This is a genomic window from Brevibacillus sp. JB24b, from assembly GCF_051713385.1.
Lineage (GTDB): Bacteria > Bacillota > Bacilli > Brevibacillales > Brevibacillaceae > Brevibacillus_B > Brevibacillus_B laterosporus.
Window position 1 is genome coordinate 1346276 of the sequence record NZ_JBNVQV010000001.1, and the last position, 18450, is coordinate 1364725.

Sequence of the window (18450 nt, forward strand, 5' to 3'; positions counted from 1 at the left end):
ATGACATGAACAAACCTAGTGAAAAAATGACAAGTAATGGGCTTGAGCCTATGGTTTATATTGTGGGAGCAGGACCAGGAGATCCTGATTTAATCACTGTAAAAGGATTAAATATTCTACAAAAAGCAGATGTAGTGATTTATACAGACTCTTTAGTAAACGACGAATTAATTGCTCGTGCCAAACCTGAAGCAGAAGTAATCAAAAGCGCAGGACTTGCTCTTGATGAAATGGTTGAGATGATGGTAGAGCGAGTTCGAGCAGGAAAAAGCGTCGCTCGCGTACATACAGGAGATCCGGCTGTGTACGGTGCGATTTTGGAACAAATGGTGTTAATGAAAAAGGCAGAGGTTTCCTTTACCATCGTTCCGGGAGTTAGTTCAGTATTTGCAGCTGCGGCAGCACTACAAGCAGAGTTAACGGTACCTGAATTAACACAAACTCTGATTTTAACACGAGCAGAGGGACGCACACCTGTACCAGATCGTGAGCAACTAAAGGATCTGGCTAGTCATCACTGTACACTTGCACTGTATTTAAGTGCTACGTTAACTAAAAAGGTTGTACGTGAGCTAGTAGAAGCTGGCTGGAGCGAACAAACTCCTGTAGCTGTTGTACAAAGAGCATCTTGGCCAGATCAAAAAATTGTCCGTACAACCCTTGAGAATTTGGATAAAGATATGGCGGCAAATGGAATTCGTAGCCATGCCATGATCTTAGCCGGCTGGGCACTTGACCCGATGCTTCATGAATCTTCTGAGCATCGCTCCAAGCTGTATGATAAGACATTTACGCATCGTTTCCGTAAAGGAGTGACTAACGGATGAGTGAGGGTACGGGAGTAGGCGTAGGAAGGCAAGCAGGAGCCGAAGGAAACACCGTAACCGCTGGACGTACCCCAAGCGAGATCGTACAAAATCCAGAGCAACTACCATACGCTATTGTTGCCATTACCAAACATGGCGTGGAGAAAGCTCGTCACTTGCATCAGGTATTACCTGGTTCACATTTATACTACATGGAAAAATTCATGGTAGGAGATGAGCAAGAACGAGATATTCGCATGTTTACTGGCTCTGTTCGCCTATTGTTTGCCGATTTCTTTAAGAAATATAACGGTCTTATCTTTTTCATCTCGCTTGGCGCTGTTGTTCGAATGATGGCTCCCGTTTTACAGGATAAAAAAGTAGATCCAGGTGTTGTAGTCGTTGATGACCGAGGAGAGAATGTCGTCAGCGTTTTATCAGGACATTTAGGCGGAGCAAATGAGCTAACTCGTGAGCTTGCGAGATTACTAGACGCAAATCCAGTGATTACTACGGCATCAGACGTGCAAAAAACGATTCCTGTAGATTTGTTCGGACGTGGATTTGGCTGGGAGTTAGATAGTTTTGATAAGGTAACTCCTGTAAGTGCCAGTGTGGTCAATGAAGAAAAAGTAGCTATTATTCAAGAAGCAGGAGAAAGCGGTTGGTGGCCTTATCCAGATAAGCCATTGCCGGGACATTTTCAAGTGTATCATTCCATGGCCGAGGCTTGGAATGATACCTTTAAGGCAGCATTGGTCATTACACCACGGTTATTAACAGTAGAAGAGCAGGCACGCTTTTTAGAAAATGGGGTTGTCTATCGTCCCAAAACCATTGTGCTTGGTGTTGGCTGCAATCGTGGAACGTCAGCGGAAGAAATCGAACAAGTCATTCTACAAATCTTGGAGCAACAGGGTCTTTCAGTCAAAAGCGTACGCAATATCGCAACTATTACATTAAAGCAGGATGAAGCAGGGCTTTTGGCTGTTTGTCAAAAATATGGCTGGAAATTAATTGCCTATACACCAGAGCAATTAAATGAAATGCCAATGACAGAACGTTCGGAAACAGTCTATAAATTTACTGGGGCCTATGGTGTTAGTGAACCTGCCGCATTGCGTTGTGCTAAGGCAGAGACTCCTTTCTTAGCAAAACAAAAAAACGGAAATGTAACCTTGTCCATCGCTTTGGTTAACGGAGGAGGCATTCTACATGGAGAGTAAGGGACAGACTCATCAACGTCCACGAATCGTGTTGGGAGGAACCAGTAGCGGCGCAGGGAAAACAACATTATCTATCGGATTAATGGCGGCCTTGCGCAAGCGTGGTCTCCATGTACAAGGATTTAAAGTTGGTCCTGACTACATTGATCCTACTTACCATACAGCCGCAACTGGCAGAATATCTCGTAATCTGGATACATGGATGATGCCACCGCAAGTCATGCATGAAGTTTTTCTGCGTGGAAGCCAATCAGCTGATATCAGCTTGATTGAAGGGGTCATGGGTTTTTATGACGGAAAAGATCCACTTAGCAATCAAGGGAGTACAGCAGAAATAAGTTTATTACTACAAGCGCCGGTAATTCTTGTTCTTGATGTAAAGGCTATGGCTCGTAGTGCGGCAGCGATTGTTAAAGGCTTTCAAGCGTTGGAACCAGCTGTAAAAATCGCCGGTGTTATTGCCAATCGATGTGGAAGCGCTAATCATTTTAAGCTAGTAAAAGCGGCTGTTGAACAAATGTGTGATGTACCAGTGATTGGATATTTACCGAATGATCCGTCCTTGCAAGTACCTGAACGCCATCTTGGGCTAATTCCTGCTATTGAACGTGGGGAGATGGAGCCATGGTTTGATCTGTTAGCCGAGAAAATAGAAGCGACAGTTGATTTAGAATTATTACTATCGTTGGCAAATGGAGCACCAGCCCTAGCTGAGCCTACAGAGAAATTGCTAGTTGGCCCATCTACTGCATCATCCGATTTATCCCCAGTGAAACTAGCTGTGGCAAAGGATGAAGCGTTTAACTTTTATTATCAGGAAAACTTAGAGTTACTGGAAGCGTATGGAGCCCAGCTTAGTTATTTTAGCCCATTACACGGGGAGCTTCCCCCTAAGGATGCTGATGGACTTTATATTGGTGGCGGCTTTCCCGAAGAATTTGCTGAACGATTGTCGCAATGGGGGAAAGAACGGCAAACCTTGCATGGCATGATCGAAGAGGGGTTACCTACTTTTGCTGAATGTGGCGGATTCATGTATCTATGTCAGTCAATTACAGATCGTGCGGGACAACAGCATGAGATGGTAGGCGTTATTCCTTATAAAGTAGAGATGCAACAGAAGTTAGCGGCGCTGGGTTATCGGGAAGCGTTAGCCGAGCGGGATTCCTTGTTACTTTTGGAAGGTGAAACTGCTCGCGGTCATGAGTTCCATTACTCTAAAATAACAGAGGAGCCTACAGAGAATCATGCTTACCAAGTGAAGGGAATGCGAGGAGTGAAAAAGGAAGGCTACGCCAAGGGTAACTTGTTGGCAGGTTATACACACTTGCATTTTGCTTCTCAACCAGGAATGATTAAGCGTTGGCTAGATTCATGCAGGGAGTATGCCGCGTGTAAATCAGCTGTGGACAAAACTTCTAATTAATTCATTCAGCCTAGTTACATTTTTAAGGACTTACCTACTGTACAACAGGCGGCAGCGAATCATCAGAAGGGGGAAGCAAAGCATGTCTCATCGAAATGACGTGAATCAAGAACAGGAACACAGCCAGGAGCAAAATGTTAATGGAGCAGCTACAGTGGTTCCAGTGGAATCTCTTGATGAATTACAGCAAAAGGACAGTCCAAAAGAAAGAGTCGAACGACGTGGTCTGTTTTTAATGTATACAGGTGATGGTAAGGGGAAGACAACAGCGGCTTTAGGTGTTAGCCTGCGTGCCTTGGGACGGGGAATGAATGTGACGTTTCTACAATTTATTAAGTCCCCCCAACGCTCCTATGGTGAGTCATTGTCCATGCGTAAATTAGGAATGGAGATGCAACAGCTGGGAATTGGTTTTACTTGGACCAAGACACCAGAGGAGCATCGTGAGGCTTTAAAAAAAGCATGGTCGTTGACGAAAGAGAAATTAAGCGATCCAACCATTGATTTATTGGTATTAGATGAATTAAATAATGCATTAGCAATCTCTACGTTTCCGATTGAAGATGTTCTACCATTAACAGAAGTGGTAGAAGCGATCAAAAATCGCCCTACCAATATGCATTTGGTAATCACAGGTCGCAGTGCGAAAACGGAACTGATTGAACTAGCAGATTTGGTCTCTACCATTGAGCCGTCTAAGCACTATTATAATGAAGGAATTCCAGCGGTAAAAGGTTTGGAATTTTAGAGAGGAAGTGCTTACATGCAAGCAAACGCCATCATGATAGTCGGCACAGCCTCAGATGTAGGGAAAAGTTTAATTTGTACTGCTTTATGCCGTATCTTTGCCAATCGAGGATATCGGGTTGCACCGTTTAAATCACAGAACATGGCGCTTAACTCCTATGTAACAAAAGATGGTAAGGAAATCGGGCGTGCTCAGGGTGTACAGGCAGAAGCAGCACGAACAACTGCTACTACAGACATGAATCCTATCTTGTTAAAGCCAAAGCAGGATATGGTTGCCGAAATCATTGTACATGGAAAGCGTTACGCTGATATGGATGCAAGAGAGTATCGAGAAAATTATGTGGAACAAGCTATGCCAATTGTAAAGGAAGCTTTGGAACGTTTACAAGGGGAGTACGATGTTCTCATTTTAGAGGGTGCAGGAAGTCCGGCAGAGATTAATCTGAAAGATCGAGATATTGCCAACATGCGAATGGCTCATCTATCAGATGCTGATGTTATTTTAGTGGCAGACATTGAGCGTGGCGGAGTATTTGCCTCTATTATAGGGACACTGGAACTACTTGATGAAGAAGAACGGGCAAGAATTAAAGGATTTATCATTAATAAATTCAGGGGAAGACGCGATTTGTTAGACGATGGAGTGGAATGGCTCGAAAAGAAAACGGGGATACCTGTTTTGGCTGTTTTACCCTATATGGCTGTTGAGATTGAGGCGGAGGATTCGCTAGCACTATCATCGCTTCGCTTTAAACAACCACAAGAAGCTGAATTCCCTATTGATATTGCTATTCTTCGATTACCTCGTATTTCGAACTTTACTGATTTTGATCCGTTGTTTGATGAACCAGAAACAGGCGTGCGATATGTACGTAACCGACAGGAGCTAGGAACACCTGATCTAGTTATTATTCCGGGTACAAAAAATACGTTAGACGACTTGGCATGGCTTGAACAGGAAGGAATTGTTGATGCCCTACGCCAGTTGCATCGATCAGGTACAAGATTGTTTGGGATTTGTGGGGGGTTCCAAATGCTGGGTGAAAAACTACTCGACCCAGACGGCGTAGAAGGAGACGGTAGTGTTCAAGAGCGTGCTGGATTAGGTTTCCTACCTGTTGAAACGACATTTTGTCAGGAGAAACGAACCGTGCAAGTAAGCGGAGAGTTACATCCAAAGGCACAGGAAATGCTAGGATTATCGATTGGGGAAGTTGACCAACAGCATGAGCACACTATGGAACAGACTAGGGACAACCAGAATCTGCAAACTGAAGTAACGGGATATGAAATCCATCTAGGAGAGACCTGTATGACTGATCACTCCGGTTCTCCTTTCCTTGTCTTACAGGATGGAAAACAAGACGGTGCCATATCTAAAGATGGAAGAGCTAGTGGAACGTACCTGCATGGGATTTTCCATAATCGACATTTTACCAGACAACTTACTAACCTGTTACGTCAGGAAAAAGGGTTACCGATCTTTACAGAAGAGGTTGTCAGCGAACAGATGAGACGCGAAAAAGCTTATGATCAACTAGCACATCACGTGGAAAGTCACTTAAATATTAGTCATCTTGAAGCATGGTTTCAAAAGAAGGATACTAATTAATTTCCAAAGGATGATGAAAAATGAATCGGAAATGGAAAGCAAGTAGTCGTTTGTTATGGTTACTTCCTGTGTTTGCTCTGTATTTTTTGGTGAACTCCCCTGAAAGTGCCTACGCTATGCATATTGCAGAAGGTTTTTTACCTATAGGATGGGCGATCTTTTGGTGGGTAGTGTTTGTACCGTTCTTTGTTTGGGGACTTCGCTCTTTAATACGTTTGACGAATGACAAACCCCAAGTGAAACTGTTATTAGCATTGGCTGGTGCGTTTAGTTTTGTATTGTCGGCGCTTAAAATTCCGTCGGTAACAGGCAGTAGCTCTCATCCAACAGGTACAGGACTTGGAGCAGTGTTATTCGGACCACAAATTATGAGCGTTTTAGGTAGTATCGTTCTGTTATTTCAAGCGATTTTACTTGCCCATGGAGGATTGACCACACTAGGAGCTAATGCTTTTTCTATGGCCGTTGTGGGACCGTTTGTAGGCTATGGTATTTATCGCTTACTAAGCGGTATGCAAGTAAAGCAAGGGGTCAGCATTTTCTTCGCTGCTGCTTTGGCTGATTTAGCTACTTATATCACTACATCTGTTCAATTAGCATTCGCTTTTCCAGCGGCTACTGGTGGTTTTGCTGCTGCGTTCATTAAGTTTGGAACCATTTTTGCGGTCACTCAGATTCCGTTAGCTATTTGTGAGGGACTACTTACTGTAGTTGTTTGGAACTGGATTAGTGCGTATAACCGTCAGGAATTGCAAATGTTGCTTAGCTTGCGGGGAGGTGCCAAATAATGAAACGAGTAGCCAAATGGAAAAACTTGTTGTTACTTGCCCTTGTGGTAGTTATTGCTGTCATTCCACTAATGATGATCAAGGACTCGGAATTTGGTGGAGCAGATGGTCAAGCAGAAGAAGCGATTCAGGAGCTAGCACCAGAGTACGAACCATGGTTTCAACCGTTAATGGAAGTACCAGGCTCTGAAACAGAAAGCTTGTTGTTTGCGGTTCAGGCAGCCATTGGAGCTGGTGTGATTGGGTACGCAATTGGATTTTTTAAAGGTCGCAAAAAAAATGAAGCGACACGAGAAGTACAAGAATGAATCTCTGGATCGATCGGATAGCGTACCAAAATCGACTACGTGAAGTATCTGCTCGTTTCAAAGCTGGTTTTGCGGCAGGAATGCTTGTGCTTGCTTTATGTGCAGATATGGAAATCCAAATTGCTATTTTTATCTGGATGAGTATCTGGATTGTAGGCTATGCCAGTGTTCCTTTGCGTAGCTATCTTATTTTTATCGGAGTTGCCTGTTTGTTTTTTATTAGTAGTACGCCGGCCTTGTTAATCGACGTACAACACTTGTCTGGCTCAGCCAACATTGGGCTAGAAGCTAGCTGGCACTTGATCACGATAGGTGACTGGTATGTCTTTATTGATCAACGTAATTTGTTTGTGATCGCTAAGTTGTTTAGCCGCACATTGGGTGCTAGTGCTTGTTTTGCATTTTTGCTACTAACGACCCCTTTAGTTCAATTGCTTGACGTATTGCGCGCATTACGAGTGCCTCCCATCATTGTTGAACTTATTATGTTGATGTATCGATTCTTATTTGTATTTTTCCAAACGGCACATGATTTATGGATTGCGCAAAAAGCACGTGGTGGGCATGGGAGTTTTTCAGCCCAATTGAAGGACATGGGCCGACTAGTCAGCTTGTTGTTTGCTAAAAGTATGCAACGGTATCAACAATTAACTTATGGTCTTCTAGCACGTGGATTCGATGGAGATCTGCAAGTAGTTCATATGGAAAAAGAAGTATATGTAAAGCGATATCTCATCGAGGCTACAATTGGGGGAGCGTGCTGTGTAGCTCTGATTTTCTGGCACTCCCTTTTATAAGAGATAAGAACGGATAAAATGAGGGACTTGGCAATCGCCAAGTTTCTTTACTACTAGAAAGGGAGCGTGGCTCTTGTGGAAACCTTGATCAGCCTGGAAAAAGTAAGTTATGCCTACGAACACAAGACAAATAGCCTCGCTCTAAAGGAAATCAGTTTACGTATCCCAAAAGGTAAGAAGAGCGTACTTCTCGGACATAATGGTTCGGGGAAATCTACTTTGTTTTTGCAGGCAAATGGTATTTACCGCCCAACAGAGGGAGAACTGTACTACAAGGGAGAACCATACCGTTATGATCGCCGTTTTTTACAAGAGTTACGTAGCAAAGTAGGATTAGTGATGCAAGATCCGGAGCATCAATTATTGGCGGCTACAGTGGCTGAAGATCTATCCTATGGCTTATGTAATCAAGGCCTATCCGTAGATAAGGTTCGTGAGCGTGTGTTGGCGACAGCTGAAGCCTTTCAAATAACAGAGTGGTTACACCTGCCATTACATCAGTTAAGCCTAGGACAAAAAAAGCTAGTGACTCTAGCGGGAGTTGTTGTATTACAACCCGAGTTACTCCTACTTGATGAACCAACAGCTTATCTGGATAGCTATCATACACAGCTGTTTCTGACTCAATTGGAACAAATTTATCAGCAAGGTACGACCGTTGTTATGTCTACACATGATTTGGAGCTAGCTTATGCTTGGGCAGATTGGGTTTTTGTTATGCATAGAGGCTCGCTCCTTTTGGAGGGAACTCCACAAGATGTTTTTCAGCAGAAAGATCTTTTACGCCAAGTACAGCTAGGTATTCCTCTACTCTACACTGTCTGGGAAGGTACTCAACCACTATTAAATGAGGAGCAGCGTGCTACGTGGAAGGCGCCACGAACCGTACAAGAATGGTGTAGTTATGCAGAGAGAATAGGCATGAAAGAAAAGGAACGGATGCTGGTAACGAAAAACTAAAACGCATAGCTTAGAGTAAGAGCGTTGAAGAGGAGTCGCTTCAGCAGTAAGTGATGTGTATTGTGATTTAATTAGAAAAAGGCTAGCAAACAACCTTTGGTCATTTGCTAGCCTTATTTGTCTCTTCTTATGTAGGAAGAATGATTACTTAACAGCTTCTTTTAATTCTTTACCTGCTTTGAAGGCTGGTAGCTTGCTTGCTGGGATTTCGATTTCTTCACCAGATTGAGGATTGCGGCCTTTACGAGCAGCACGTTCGCGTACTTCAAAAGTACCAAAGCCCATCAATTGAACTTTTTCTCCACCTTTTAGTGCGCCAGTGATTGCTTCGAATACGGCGTCAACCACTTGTCCAGCATCTTTTTTTGTTAATTCAGCTGTTTCAGCTACTTTTGCAATCAATTCTGTCTTGTTCATTTTCTTACCTCTTTTCTTTAAAAAACTACTACTCATCATACCAAAAAATCTTTTATTAGAACAGTAAAAAAGCAGAGAAACCCTTAAAAAATCACCTTTTTTTTCAAAAAAGGACAAAACAAAGGATAAAATTTTTTGTTTGCTCCTATATTTGCCAAATTTTACTTATTACAAACCTAAAAATCAACGAAAAGAAAACGAAATCAGGAGAGAAGAACGTAGAAAACAAATGATAATAGTCTGTTAAACATAGTAACCATGTTAGGTAAGGAACTTGATATCTACCCCTTTTTTAAGCTAATAAAAGTAAAAATGCAAAAGAGCAGGCGGGTCATAGGGCAACTCGCATGCTCTTTTTGTGTTTTCGTTTGAATGGGTATTGAAATTGTAAAAACGAATGGACAAAAGAATAATCCCATCTACTTTCTTTTATCTTGAATTTGTCATGTATTTTTCATGTCTCTGATATGTTTTTCTCAAGGACTGGGGAGTATTATCTTAGACAGTAGAGTGCAACCATACAAGATTAATATGGTTTCCAACGTAGACGACTTGCTTGACGGAAGCGATTTTCTACCTCTTCCCAGTTGACGACGTTCCACCATGCTTTGATATAATCAGCTCTTCGGCTACGATAAGAGAGGAAGTAGGCATGCTCCCATACATCTAAAACTAGTAATGGAACTACATCCCACTGCGATAAATTTTGGTGTTTTTCCGCCTGTAAAATTTCCAAGTGGTGGGAGCGTGGAGACCAAACCAGAATAGCCCAACCACCCCCTTCTACTTTTTCAGCTGCTTGTGAGAACTGTTGCATGAATTTATCAAAGGAACCGAAGTAACTATTAATTTGGGTAGCTAGTTCTCCTGTTGGCATACCACCACCATCTGGACGCATAACAGACCAGAAAATGGTATGCAAGTAGTGCCCAGCACCATTAAAAGCTGCTTCCCCTTCCCAGAATTTAATTAGGTCATAATTTCCTGTTTCGCGAGCTTGGGCCATCATTTTTTCAGCTTTGTTTAAGTTGTTAACATAATTGCGATGTAGTATATCATGATGAATACGCATTGTTTCCTCATCGATATATGGTTCTAACGCGTCATAAGAATAGGGAAGAGGTGGAAGGGTGTGACCACCAATCGGAACGGCATTATTAGAATAGGTTGATTCTGACATAACTGGAATAATAGCTGGTTTTGTGGGTGGTTCTACCCTAGGATGCCGTTGAAAGCGACCTCTTGTCTTCGTGTTGGCTTGCTTTTCTTCCTCTTTGTTCTCTTCCTCTGTTTTTCGATTTTGGACGAGACGGAGGAGGTCATGGAAGTGCCGCTGAATGTCTTCAGCTTGGGAAGCTAATTTTGAAATTTCTTCCTCTCGGTCCTCTTTATCTTGGTAATAGTTGGCTTTGCGCCCCACTTCGCTAAAGGCCACATGGAATTTATGCAAATCCCGCTTCATTTCAGCACAATGAGGATTTTGACGCAGGTAATCGACCCATTGCCGACCCCATTCGCTCCAATCTAGGAGATGCTGTATTCGGTGGTTCAAGGTAATTCCTCCTTCAACTTTCCTGCTGTATACTTTATGATGATAAATGCCTACAGGTTCAAAATTTTTTGCTGGCTAATTCTCTTTGCGTCATTGCATAGAACCTGTGAACGGCATATGGTAAAAAAGGGACTCTGACTTCAAAGGAGCTAACATCAATGAATGGAAAAGAAACCATCGGGATTATAGATTCAGGAGTAGGCGGCTTGACCGTAGTAAAAGAAGTAATGCGGCAATTACCGCGTGAAAAGATTGTCTATTTTGGCGATAATGCCCGTTGTCCATATGGTTCACGCGATTCCAAAGAGATTCGCACATATACGAATCAAATGATTCAATTTGTCTCTCAATTTCAATTAAAGGCGTTGGTAATCGCTTGTAATACGGCAGCATCCGTGGTGTTGCATGAAGCGAAGGAACGAATGAATTCGCCAGTTATCGGTGTAATTGAACCAGGAGCACGTGCTGCCATCTCTGCATCTCGCACGGGACGTATCGGAGTAATCGGTACAGAAATGACGATTCGTACGGGAGCCTATCTAAAAGCGATGCGCCGTATTAATCCGGAGCTGTACACAGTGGGTATGGCATGTCCGGCGTTTGTTCCTTTAGTTGAACAACAGCGCCTACACACCGAAGATGCTCGGCGCATCATCACAGAGACCTTGAAGCCTTTCCGAAATGAAGAGCTGGATACATTGATTTTGGGATGCACCCATTATCCTTTGCTTGCACCACTCATTCAGGAGGCAATGGGAGATAGTATTACATTGATTAATTCGGCAGAAGAAACTGCGCGTGAACTCAGTGCAATGTTGTCTATGCAGGGACTTCTGAATGAGCGGCAGGAAATCGAACCAAAACAACATTTGTTTTATACAAGCGGCAATAAACAGGTATTTCAGCAAATTGGAGAAGAGTGGCTGGAATGTCCATTAAATGTACAGCAGCAAGCGTTGGAGCAAGCAACTTCATCATTTTAGGAATTTTGGATAGACTGATATGTAAACAAAGTCAGTTCCTTGTAACAGAGGAAACTGGCTTTGTTATTTACTAGACATTTTAAAAAAGTTCTGTCTCTCTTGACAAAAAAGTTACGTTAACGTAAATTGTTATTTGTGAAATATAGTTGTATATCAAACTATATAAAAGGAGGAGATACCATGACGTTCTTTAAAATTGATGAGGTAACCAAGCATGTTGGAGTAACCAAACGAACATTACGTTATTATGAAGAGATAGGCTTGATTAAACCCCCAATTCGTACGGAAGGTAAAATTCGGCTATATTCCTCAGAGGATGTTCGTGATATCAAAAAGATTTTGGAGGCACGCGAGGTACTTGGCTTTTCTTTAACAGAGCTTCAACATTTTATTAATTTGAAGGAAGAGATGGATCAAGCGTATGAAAAAGAAGATGAACAAGCGTCAATCCATGCTGATAGGCTCCATGAACTATTAGAGCAGCAGGTGGATATGTTAACGGAAAAAATGAGACGAATGGAGTCTTTTCGTCAAGACCTTCAGCATATGCTTCTCGAGATAGATAAGCTTCGGCAGAACGACAAGCGAACAACATAGATTCTATAAAAGATGTATATACAACCTGAATGCAGGAACAAGATCAAAATGTAGGGGTGTATCAAAGATGGAGTTTACTCAGAGTAATCGAAAACGTGCACGTATCATCACGGTGCTAGCCACTTTTTTTGCATTTATGGGAATAGGAGTAGTTGATCCCATTCTTCCAGTCATTGCCGAACAAATCCATGCGACTCATTGGCAAGTAGAGATGTTATTTACCGCCTATATTTTTACCATGGCCATTATGATGTTGCCATCTGGTATTTTAGCTGTGCGTTTAGGGGATAAAAAATTAATGACGATTGGTTTAGCGATTGTCACTGTTTTTTCGTTGTTGTGTGCAATGTCCTCATCTATTGTAGGATTATCTTGGTTTCGTGCGGGATGGGGATTGGGAAACTCGATGTTTTTTGCTACAGCGATGACGTTATTAATTGCCCTATCGGATGAGGTGAGTGGTGCTGTTGGAATGTATGAAGCAGCGATTGGACTAGGAATGGCTGGGGGTCCTTTAGTAGGTGGTCTATTAGGTGGTTTTGCGTGGAATTATCCATTCTTTGCTACTTCTTTCTTTATTTTTTGTGCACTGCTTCTTGTCATTTTTTTTGTCAATGAACCATCCAAAAAACAAGAGCGCAAAACAGCGGGTATGAAGGAACTTCTAAGCCTCTTAACCTACAGACCGTTTATGCAAGGTGCTTTGTCAGGTATGTTGTATTATTATTGTTTCTTTGTTATTTTGGCCTACTCGCCGCTTATTTTACATTTGACTGCCATTCAATTAGGTTTTGTGTTTTTTGGATGGGGATTAATGCTAGCGTATGGATCAGCGGTTCTTTCCCATAAGCTAGAGGCGCTATTTCCCTATAAAGCATTGATTCGCTATGGATTACTTGCTTTAGCGGTTATTTTAATCGGCTTATATGCTATTCCTAGCATTACATTTAACATTATACTTATTATTGTCTCAGGATTGGTACTTGGATTAAATAATGCCCTATATTCTAGCTATGTCATGGAAATCTCCCCATTTGAACGGGCTATTACCTCTGGTGTGTACAACTTTGTACGTTGGTTAGGAGCAGCGATAGCTCCCCTATTATCAGGAGTAATTGGACATGCAATTGCACCACAAGCTCCATTTGCGGTAGCAGTAATTATGTCGGTTGCTGCGATTATCATCATCAGTATAAACATCGCTTCTAAAGAGAAATCTGTCTAAGAAGGCTTGCTAGATTTTAGATTTCTTTGGCCAAGGAGGAATAAACCCAAGCCCTGCTCGTATACATGGTAGTACAAAGTGTCAACGAGGAGGATATGGGATGAAAAAAAGACCTATAGGTAAAATGACAGCGGTTGTTGGGTTAAGTGCGATACTCATGACAGGATGCGGGCTGTTTGGTCCGTCCAAGGAAACGAGTGCCCCTATACAGGCCCCATCCATTACAGGTGTAGATCCTAATCCATTACAGATAACAGAAGACCAGACTGGAGAAGAGACACAAGGAGTGGTTACTCAAACGACAAAGCGTACGGTTTATCTGCAAGATACCAATGGTTTTGTCGTCCCAGTCTCCTTAATCTTGCCTAAAGCAGAAGGGCCCGCAAAACAAGTGCTAAGCTATATGGTAAAGGGAGGTCCTGTGGAAACGTTGAAGCCACAAGGATTTGAGGCTCTGTTGCCCGAAGGAACGAAAATTTTGGGTATGTCAATTAAAGAAGGAAAAGCAACTATAGAATTCTCATCTGAGTTTAAAAATTATAAAGCTACCGATGAACAAAAAATTCTCGATGCAATTACTCGTTCCATGACAGAGTTTGATACGGTTAAAGACATTGCCATTTGGGTAAATGGGCAGGCCTTAAACGAGATGCCTGCAAATGGTACACCTATCTCATTATTGAACCGTCAAAAGGGCATTAACACGGAACTGGTGGAAGGGGCACATCCTGGCAGAACTTCTGCGGTAACAGTATATTTTCAAAGTCAGCTAGATGATAAACGAACCTATTTTGTGCCAGTAACACGTTTAATCCCGGAGACGCAAGACATGTCGAAAGCAGCTGTTGAAGAGCTGATCAAAGGGCCAAAAGAAGGTTCCCCATTATTTAGCTCCTTATTACGAACTACAAAGGTACTTGGAGTTGAGCAACAAAAAGATACAGTAGTTGTAAATCTAAGCAACGATGTTTTAAAGTATGATAAGGGGAAGGAAGCAAACCCTGAAGCGATGGAATCACTTGTGTTGTCTTTAACAGAGAATACAGGAATAAAGAAGGTGCAGGTTCAGGTGGAGGGAAAACCGTTAGCTCAAGCAGGTTCAATGAAATTCGACCAGCCTGTATCCAGACCGATTCAAATTAATGCCTTTGAATTGTAAGCTATCATCCACGTCTAGGGGCGTGGATGTTTATTTATAGTCCATGTCTACATGGTTTACAGCTTCCAAAAATGGTTTTTCAGTGTTATTTCTGGTGCTTTTGTGTTAAAACGAGCATGCTCTTCTGAGAATCAGAGTGAAAAACTAGCAGTTCATGGTGTGCCTTGGTATACTAGTTGAAGGCTTTGTGATTAAACGTTACCATTCCAAAGACAACCAGTAAACAAGCACAGCGACATAATTACGAATCTGAAAATATTAGGAGGTCTTTTATGAGATTGGATGGACGTTCGAGCGACCAATTGCGTCCCGTTAAAATTACCCGTAATTACATCAAGCATGCAGAAGGTTCCTGCTTGATTGAGGTAGGCGATACCAAGGTAATTTGTACAGCGACGTTAGAAGAAAAAGTACCTCCGTTTATGCGAAACGGTGGAAAAGGCTGGATTACAGCTGAATACTCTATGTTGCCACGTGCAACAGAAACACGAAATGCGCGCGAATCTTCTAGGGGCAAGGTTGGAGGTCGTACGATGGAGATTCAACGCCTGATTGGTCGTGCTCTTCGTTCAGTTGTGAAGTTAGAAGCGATGGGAGAGCGGACAATCTGGTTAGATTGTGACGTTATTCAAGCAGATGGTGGTACGCGTACTGCGTCTATTACAGGTGCATTTGTAGCGATGGTGGATGCTATGAATACATTGGTAACTGCTGGAACGTGGAAAGAATTACCCATCATAGATTTTTTAGCTGCTACTTCCGTAGGTGTAGTAGAGGGTGTACCAGTGCTGGATCTGAATTATAAAGAAGATTCTTCAGCGATTGTTGATATGAATGTTATCATGACAGGCGCTGGCAAATATGTAGAGTTGCAAGGGACAGGGGAAGAATCTCCATTTAGCACAGATGAGTTAATGCAATTACTTGCACTGGGTCAAAAGGGGATTCAAGACCTTATTGAACTACAAAAAGAAGTGCTAGGAGAAGTGAAGCTTTACAGTAAAGCGTAACTTTCCTGTACACAATAGGCCTACATAGGTGAAATAAAACCCGAAACCGGACATCTTCATATGTCTGTTGTTCGGGTTTTTTACATGATTGGCATGAAAAAAATACTGTAGGGATGAAAGGTCAGGGAAGGATGAGAAGTCTTAGGCCTATCTTGTTTACAGAGAAAAGGTGAATTTTTACAATGCTTGCGTTATAATGTGGGATAATACATAAGCAATAAAGATTGTAAGGTAGCTTTTTATCACGAAAGCGGGGGACGAGCATGAGTGAACAAACATCAAAGAAAAAAGTGGTGTTAGCCACTAGAAATCAAGGAAAAGTTCGCGAATTCAACAGATTGTTTGCGGCATTGAATCTGGAAGCTATCAGTGTTTCGGAATTTCCAGATGCACCCGAGGTAGAGGAAGATGGCGAAACGTTTGAAGCCAATGCACTCAAAAAAGCGAAAACAATCTCAGAGTTGTTAGGATTACCAGCAATCGGGGATGATTCTGGTTTAGAGGTAGATGCTTTACATGGTGCCCCAGGAGTTTATTCTGCACGGTTTGCAGGAGAAAAGGCTACAGATGAAGAAAACTATCAGAAACTATTAACCAAACTGGCAGATGTTCCGATGAAAGATCGAACAGCTCGATTCCGTTGCACGCTCGCTTATGTAGCACCAGGCCAAGAGCCAGTTATTGCGACAGGGGCTTGCGAAGGGGCAATCACACATGCACCATCTGGTTCCAATGGTTTTGGTTATGATCCAGTCTTTTTTGTACCAAGTCAATTATGCACCATGGCAGAGTTGTCACCAGAGCAGAAGAACGCAATTAGTCACCGCGCCATGGCAATGAAGGATTTGCTAGAAAAACTGAAGGAGAGATAGGCGTGAGCATTCTCATCATCAGCGATACACATGGGCAAATCAAAGAGGTACAAGATGTGGTGGATCGTCACCCAGCAGACATCATTTTGCATTGTGGAGACTTCTGTGTCGACCAGAAGCAAGCACCATTTTCAAAAATGAAACTCGTGCAAGGAAACTGTGATTTTGAACCAGTTGCTAAAGATCGAGTTACACGCTGGAAAGATTTAATCATTTACCAAACACATGGACATTTGTACGATGTTAAAAGCTCACTGATGAAGCTACACTATCGTGCTGAAGAAGTGGGAGCGAATGTTGTGTTGTTTGGACATTCTCATTTTCCAGTATGTGAAGTCGAGAGGGATATCTTGTTCATTAACCCTGGTAGTTTGATGATGCCACGTGGTTTTAGGACTCCTACATATGCTGTTCTGGACCAAATAGGTACTGATGATTTCCATATTAAGGTACAGGTGCGCTTCAACGATCGACAAGGACAAGAAATTTCTGAACGTGGTGGTCAATTTTTGGTACGACGCTGATTTCTTGAAATTTATTTGTTATGTGATATACTGAAATGGTTATAATGGCAGGTAAATTGCTTCTTAATGACATAGATTGTTTCTGTGTGGGTGAGGCAATGTTTTCTGGATTTAATCTAGGAGGGGAAGTTTAAGTGGTAGCAAAATGGGAAAAGTTAGAGAATAACCAGGGGGTTTTGACGGTAGAAGTTGATGCCGATCAAGTAAACCTTGCTCTGGATGAAGCATTTAAAAAGGTAGTAAAAAAAGTGAACGTACCTGGATTCCGTAAAGGAAAAGTACCTCGTAAAATGTTCGAAAATCGCTTCGGCGTTGAGTCTTTGTACCAAGATGCATTGGACATTCTTCTTCCAAAGGCATACGGACAAGCTGTTCGTGAAGCAGGTATTGAACCTGTTGATCGTCCAGAGGTTGATGTAGAGCAAATGGAAGTTGGTCAAAAATTAGTGTTCAAAGCAACTGTTACAGTAAAACCTGAAGTAAAATTGGGTAACTACAAAGGTCTTTCTGTTGAAGAGAAAGATTTTACTGTAGGCGAAGAACAGGTCGAAGAAGAATTAAAGACTCTGCAAGCTCGTCACGCTGAACTGGTAACAGTTGAAGAAGGCCCAGCTGCAATTGGCGATTCTGCAAATATCGATTTCGAAGGATTCCAAGATGGAGTTGCATTCGAAGGCGGTAAAGCAGAAGACTATGCTTTGGAACTTGGAACTGGTACATTCATCGCTGGTTTTGAAGAGCAAGTAGTAGGTATGGCAATCGGGGAAGAGAAAGAAATTACTGTTACTTTCCCTGAAGAATACCACTCTCCAAACCTTGCTGGTAAAGAAGCTATGTTCAAAGTAAAATTGAACAGCCTAAAACGTAAAAACTTACCTGAGTTGGACGATGAGTTCGCGAAAGATGTAAGCGAATTTGACACATTGGAAGAATACAAAGCTGACCTTAAAGCTAAATTAGAAGAAAAAGCAGAAGCGGAAAAGAAAAACCACGTCCGTGAGCAATTGGTTCTAAAAGCTACTGAGAATGCTGAGATTGAAATTCCAGATGTTATGGTTGAGTCAGAGCTTGATCAGATGGTTAAAGAATTTGAGCAACGCTTACAAATGCAAGGTATGAACCTAGAATTGTACTACCAATTCTCTGGTACAGATGAATCTGCTCTTCGCGATCAAATGCGTAAAGATGCAGTGTTGCGCGTTCGCACAGCATTGGTTCTTGAAGCGATTGCTAATGCAGAAAACCTTGAAACAAAAGAAGAAGATGTAGATCAAGAGCTTGAGCAATATGCGAAGATGTATGGTCGTCCTGCTGACGAGCTTAAGAAAATCTTTGCTGCTCAAGACGGACTTGCTGGATTGTACCGTGAAATCTTAACTCGTAAAGTTGTAGATTTGTTGGTTGCAGAAAGCAAATAAACTGCATAACCTTAGATATG

At 42.2% G+C, this 18450-nt stretch carries 19 protein-coding genes; 17 read left to right on the forward strand and 2 right to left on the reverse strand.

What is annotated here, in order from left to right; all coding sequences use genetic code 11:
• The first annotated feature begins 5 nt into the window (after window positions 1–5).
• The 9 genes from cobM to ACQV1I_RS06630 all read left to right on the forward strand — a co-directional run bounded on the left by cobM (window position 6) and on the right by ACQV1I_RS06630 (window position 8673).
• Window positions 6–827: a precorrin-4 C(11)-methyltransferase gene (cobM, locus tag ACQV1I_RS06590; protein ID WP_094701271.1), complete on the forward strand. Its 822-nt coding sequence runs from the start codon at window positions 6–8 to the stop codon at window positions 825–827.
• Window positions 824–2032 (forward strand): cobalt-precorrin 5A hydrolase, encoded by a 1209-nt coding sequence (locus ACQV1I_RS06595; RefSeq protein WP_094701272.1) that lies wholly within the window; start codon window positions 824–826, stop codon window positions 2030–2032. Before cobM ends, ACQV1I_RS06595 begins: the two co-directional genes overlap by 4 nt.
• Entirely contained in the window at window positions 2022–3458 is a 1437-nt protein-coding gene (locus ACQV1I_RS06600; RefSeq protein WP_116333154.1) for a cobyrinate a,c-diamide synthase, read from the forward strand. Before ACQV1I_RS06595 ends, ACQV1I_RS06600 begins: the two co-directional genes overlap by 11 nt.
• 82 nt (window positions 3459–3540) lie before the next feature.
• On the forward strand, window positions 3541–4206 hold the full coding sequence (locus ACQV1I_RS06605) for a cob(I)yrinic acid a,c-diamide adenosyltransferase (RefSeq protein ID WP_094701274.1): 666 nt from the start codon (window positions 3541–3543) through the stop codon (window positions 4204–4206).
• Window positions 4207–4221: 15 nt separating this feature from the next.
• Window positions 4222–5820, forward strand: a complete 1599-nt coding sequence (locus ACQV1I_RS06610) for a cobyric acid synthase (protein ID WP_116333155.1) — start codon at window positions 4222–4224, stop codon at window positions 5818–5820.
• Window positions 5821–5840: 20 nt separating this feature from the next.
• On the forward strand, window positions 5841–6608 hold the full coding sequence (locus ACQV1I_RS06615) for an energy-coupling factor ABC transporter permease (RefSeq protein ID WP_094701276.1): 768 nt from the start codon (window positions 5841–5843) through the stop codon (window positions 6606–6608).
• Window positions 6608–6916 carry an energy-coupling factor ABC transporter substrate-binding protein gene (locus ACQV1I_RS06620; protein ID WP_018672796.1) on the forward strand — a complete coding sequence of 103 codons (309 nt, stop codon included), beginning with the start codon at window positions 6608–6610 and terminating at the stop codon, window positions 6914–6916. The genes ACQV1I_RS06615 and ACQV1I_RS06620 overlap by 1 nt, the downstream gene beginning before the upstream one ends.
• A complete protein-coding gene (gene cbiQ / locus ACQV1I_RS06625; RefSeq protein ID WP_116333156.1) occupies window positions 6913–7713 on the forward strand; it encodes a cobalt ECF transporter T component CbiQ in 801 nt (266 codons plus the stop codon). The genes ACQV1I_RS06620 and cbiQ overlap by 4 nt, the downstream gene beginning before the upstream one ends.
• 75 nt (window positions 7714–7788) lie before the next feature.
• Window positions 7789–8673, forward strand: coding sequence for an energy-coupling factor ABC transporter ATP-binding protein (locus ACQV1I_RS06630; RefSeq protein WP_094701278.1), 885 nt, complete (start codon window positions 7789–7791; stop codon window positions 8671–8673).
• A gap of 144 nt (window positions 8674–8817) precedes the next feature.
• Here ACQV1I_RS06630 and ACQV1I_RS06635 read toward each other — a convergent pair whose 3' ends face one another.
• A complete protein-coding gene (locus ACQV1I_RS06635) occupies window positions 8818–9090 on the reverse strand; it encodes an HU family DNA-binding protein (protein WP_003338869.1) in 273 nt (90 codons plus the stop codon).
• Between the two features lie 526 nt (window positions 9091–9616).
• Window positions 9617–10642, reverse strand: coding sequence for a superoxide dismutase (locus ACQV1I_RS06640; protein WP_094701279.1), 1026 nt, complete (start codon window positions 10640–10642; stop codon window positions 9617–9619).
• A gap of 158 nt (window positions 10643–10800) precedes the next feature.
• On the opposite strand from ACQV1I_RS06640, the gene racE reads away from it, so the two are divergent.
• The 8 genes from racE (at window position 10801) to tig (ending at window position 18430) form a co-directional block, all read left to right on the forward strand.
• Window positions 10801–11625 (forward strand): glutamate racemase, encoded by an 825-nt coding sequence (gene racE / locus ACQV1I_RS06645; protein WP_116333157.1) that lies wholly within the window; start codon window positions 10801–10803, stop codon window positions 11623–11625.
• Window positions 11626–11805: 180 nt separating this feature from the next.
• Window positions 11806–12222: a MerR family transcriptional regulator gene (locus ACQV1I_RS06650; RefSeq protein ID WP_116333158.1), complete on the forward strand. Its 417-nt coding sequence runs from the start codon at window positions 11806–11808 to the stop codon at window positions 12220–12222.
• A 67-nt stretch (window positions 12223–12289) separates the two neighbouring features.
• A complete protein-coding gene (locus ACQV1I_RS06655) occupies window positions 12290–13447 on the forward strand; it encodes an MFS transporter (RefSeq protein ID WP_116333159.1) in 1158 nt (385 codons plus the stop codon).
• A 100-nt stretch (window positions 13448–13547) separates the two neighbouring features.
• The gene (locus ACQV1I_RS06660; RefSeq protein ID WP_094701283.1) at window positions 13548–14606 is read left to right on the forward strand and encodes a GerMN domain-containing protein; all 1059 of its coding nucleotides are present in this window, start codon (window positions 13548–13550) and stop codon (window positions 14604–14606) included.
• Window positions 14607–14878: 272 nt separating this feature from the next.
• Window positions 14879–15616: a ribonuclease PH gene (gene rph, locus ACQV1I_RS06665; RefSeq protein WP_116333160.1), complete on the forward strand. Its 738-nt coding sequence runs from the start codon at window positions 14879–14881 to the stop codon at window positions 15614–15616.
• Between the two features lie 263 nt (window positions 15617–15879).
• The gene (locus ACQV1I_RS06670; protein ID WP_018672787.1) at window positions 15880–16488 is read left to right on the forward strand and encodes an XTP/dITP diphosphatase; all 609 of its coding nucleotides are present in this window, start codon (window positions 15880–15882) and stop codon (window positions 16486–16488) included.
• 2 nt (window positions 16489–16490) lie between these two features.
• Entirely contained in the window at window positions 16491–17012 is a 522-nt protein-coding gene (locus ACQV1I_RS06675; RefSeq protein ID WP_104030585.1) for a metallophosphoesterase family protein, read from the forward strand.
• Between the two features lie 134 nt (window positions 17013–17146).
• Window positions 17147–18430: a trigger factor gene (gene tig / locus ACQV1I_RS06680; protein ID WP_116333161.1), complete on the forward strand. Its 1284-nt coding sequence runs from the start codon at window positions 17147–17149 to the stop codon at window positions 18428–18430.
• Window positions 18431–18450: the final 20 nt, after the last annotated feature.

Bases quoted from the DNA above. Each gene is read 5' to 3' on its own strand.
- cobM (WP_094701271.1), top strand. From the start codon at position 6: ATGAACAAACCTAGTGAAAAAATGACAAGTAATGGGCTTGAGCCTATG.
- ACQV1I_RS06595 (WP_094701272.1), top strand. From the start codon at position 824: ATGAGTGAGGGTACGGGAGTAGGCGTAGGAAGGCAAGCAGGAGCCGAA.
- ACQV1I_RS06600 (WP_116333154.1), top strand. From the start codon at position 2,022: ATGGAGAGTAAGGGACAGACTCATCAACGTCCACGAATCGTGTTGGGA.
- ACQV1I_RS06605 (WP_094701274.1), top strand. From the start codon at position 3,541: ATGTCTCATCGAAATGACGTGAATCAAGAACAGGAACACAGCCAGGAG.
- ACQV1I_RS06610 (WP_116333155.1), top strand. From the start codon at position 4,222: ATGCAAGCAAACGCCATCATGATAGTCGGCACAGCCTCAGATGTAGGG.
- ACQV1I_RS06615 (WP_094701276.1), top strand. From the start codon at position 5,841: ATGAATCGGAAATGGAAAGCAAGTAGTCGTTTGTTATGGTTACTTCCT.
- ACQV1I_RS06620 (WP_018672796.1), top strand. From the start codon at position 6,608: ATGAAACGAGTAGCCAAATGGAAAAACTTGTTGTTACTTGCCCTTGTG.
- cbiQ (WP_116333156.1), top strand. From the start codon at position 6,913: ATGAATCTCTGGATCGATCGGATAGCGTACCAAAATCGACTACGTGAA.
- ACQV1I_RS06635 (WP_003338869.1), bottom strand. From the start codon at position 9,090: ATGAACAAGACAGAATTGATTGCAAAAGTAGCTGAAACAGCTGAATTA.
- racE (WP_116333157.1), top strand. From the start codon at position 10,801: ATGAATGGAAAAGAAACCATCGGGATTATAGATTCAGGAGTAGGCGGC.
- ACQV1I_RS06650 (WP_116333158.1), top strand. From the start codon at position 11,806: ATGACGTTCTTTAAAATTGATGAGGTAACCAAGCATGTTGGAGTAACC.
- ACQV1I_RS06655 (WP_116333159.1), top strand. From the start codon at position 12,290: ATGGAGTTTACTCAGAGTAATCGAAAACGTGCACGTATCATCACGGTG.
- ACQV1I_RS06660 (WP_094701283.1), top strand. From the start codon at position 13,548: ATGAAAAAAAGACCTATAGGTAAAATGACAGCGGTTGTTGGGTTAAGT.
- rph (WP_116333160.1), top strand. From the start codon at position 14,879: ATGAGATTGGATGGACGTTCGAGCGACCAATTGCGTCCCGTTAAAATT.
- ACQV1I_RS06670 (WP_018672787.1), top strand. From the start codon at position 15,880: ATGAGTGAACAAACATCAAAGAAAAAAGTGGTGTTAGCCACTAGAAAT.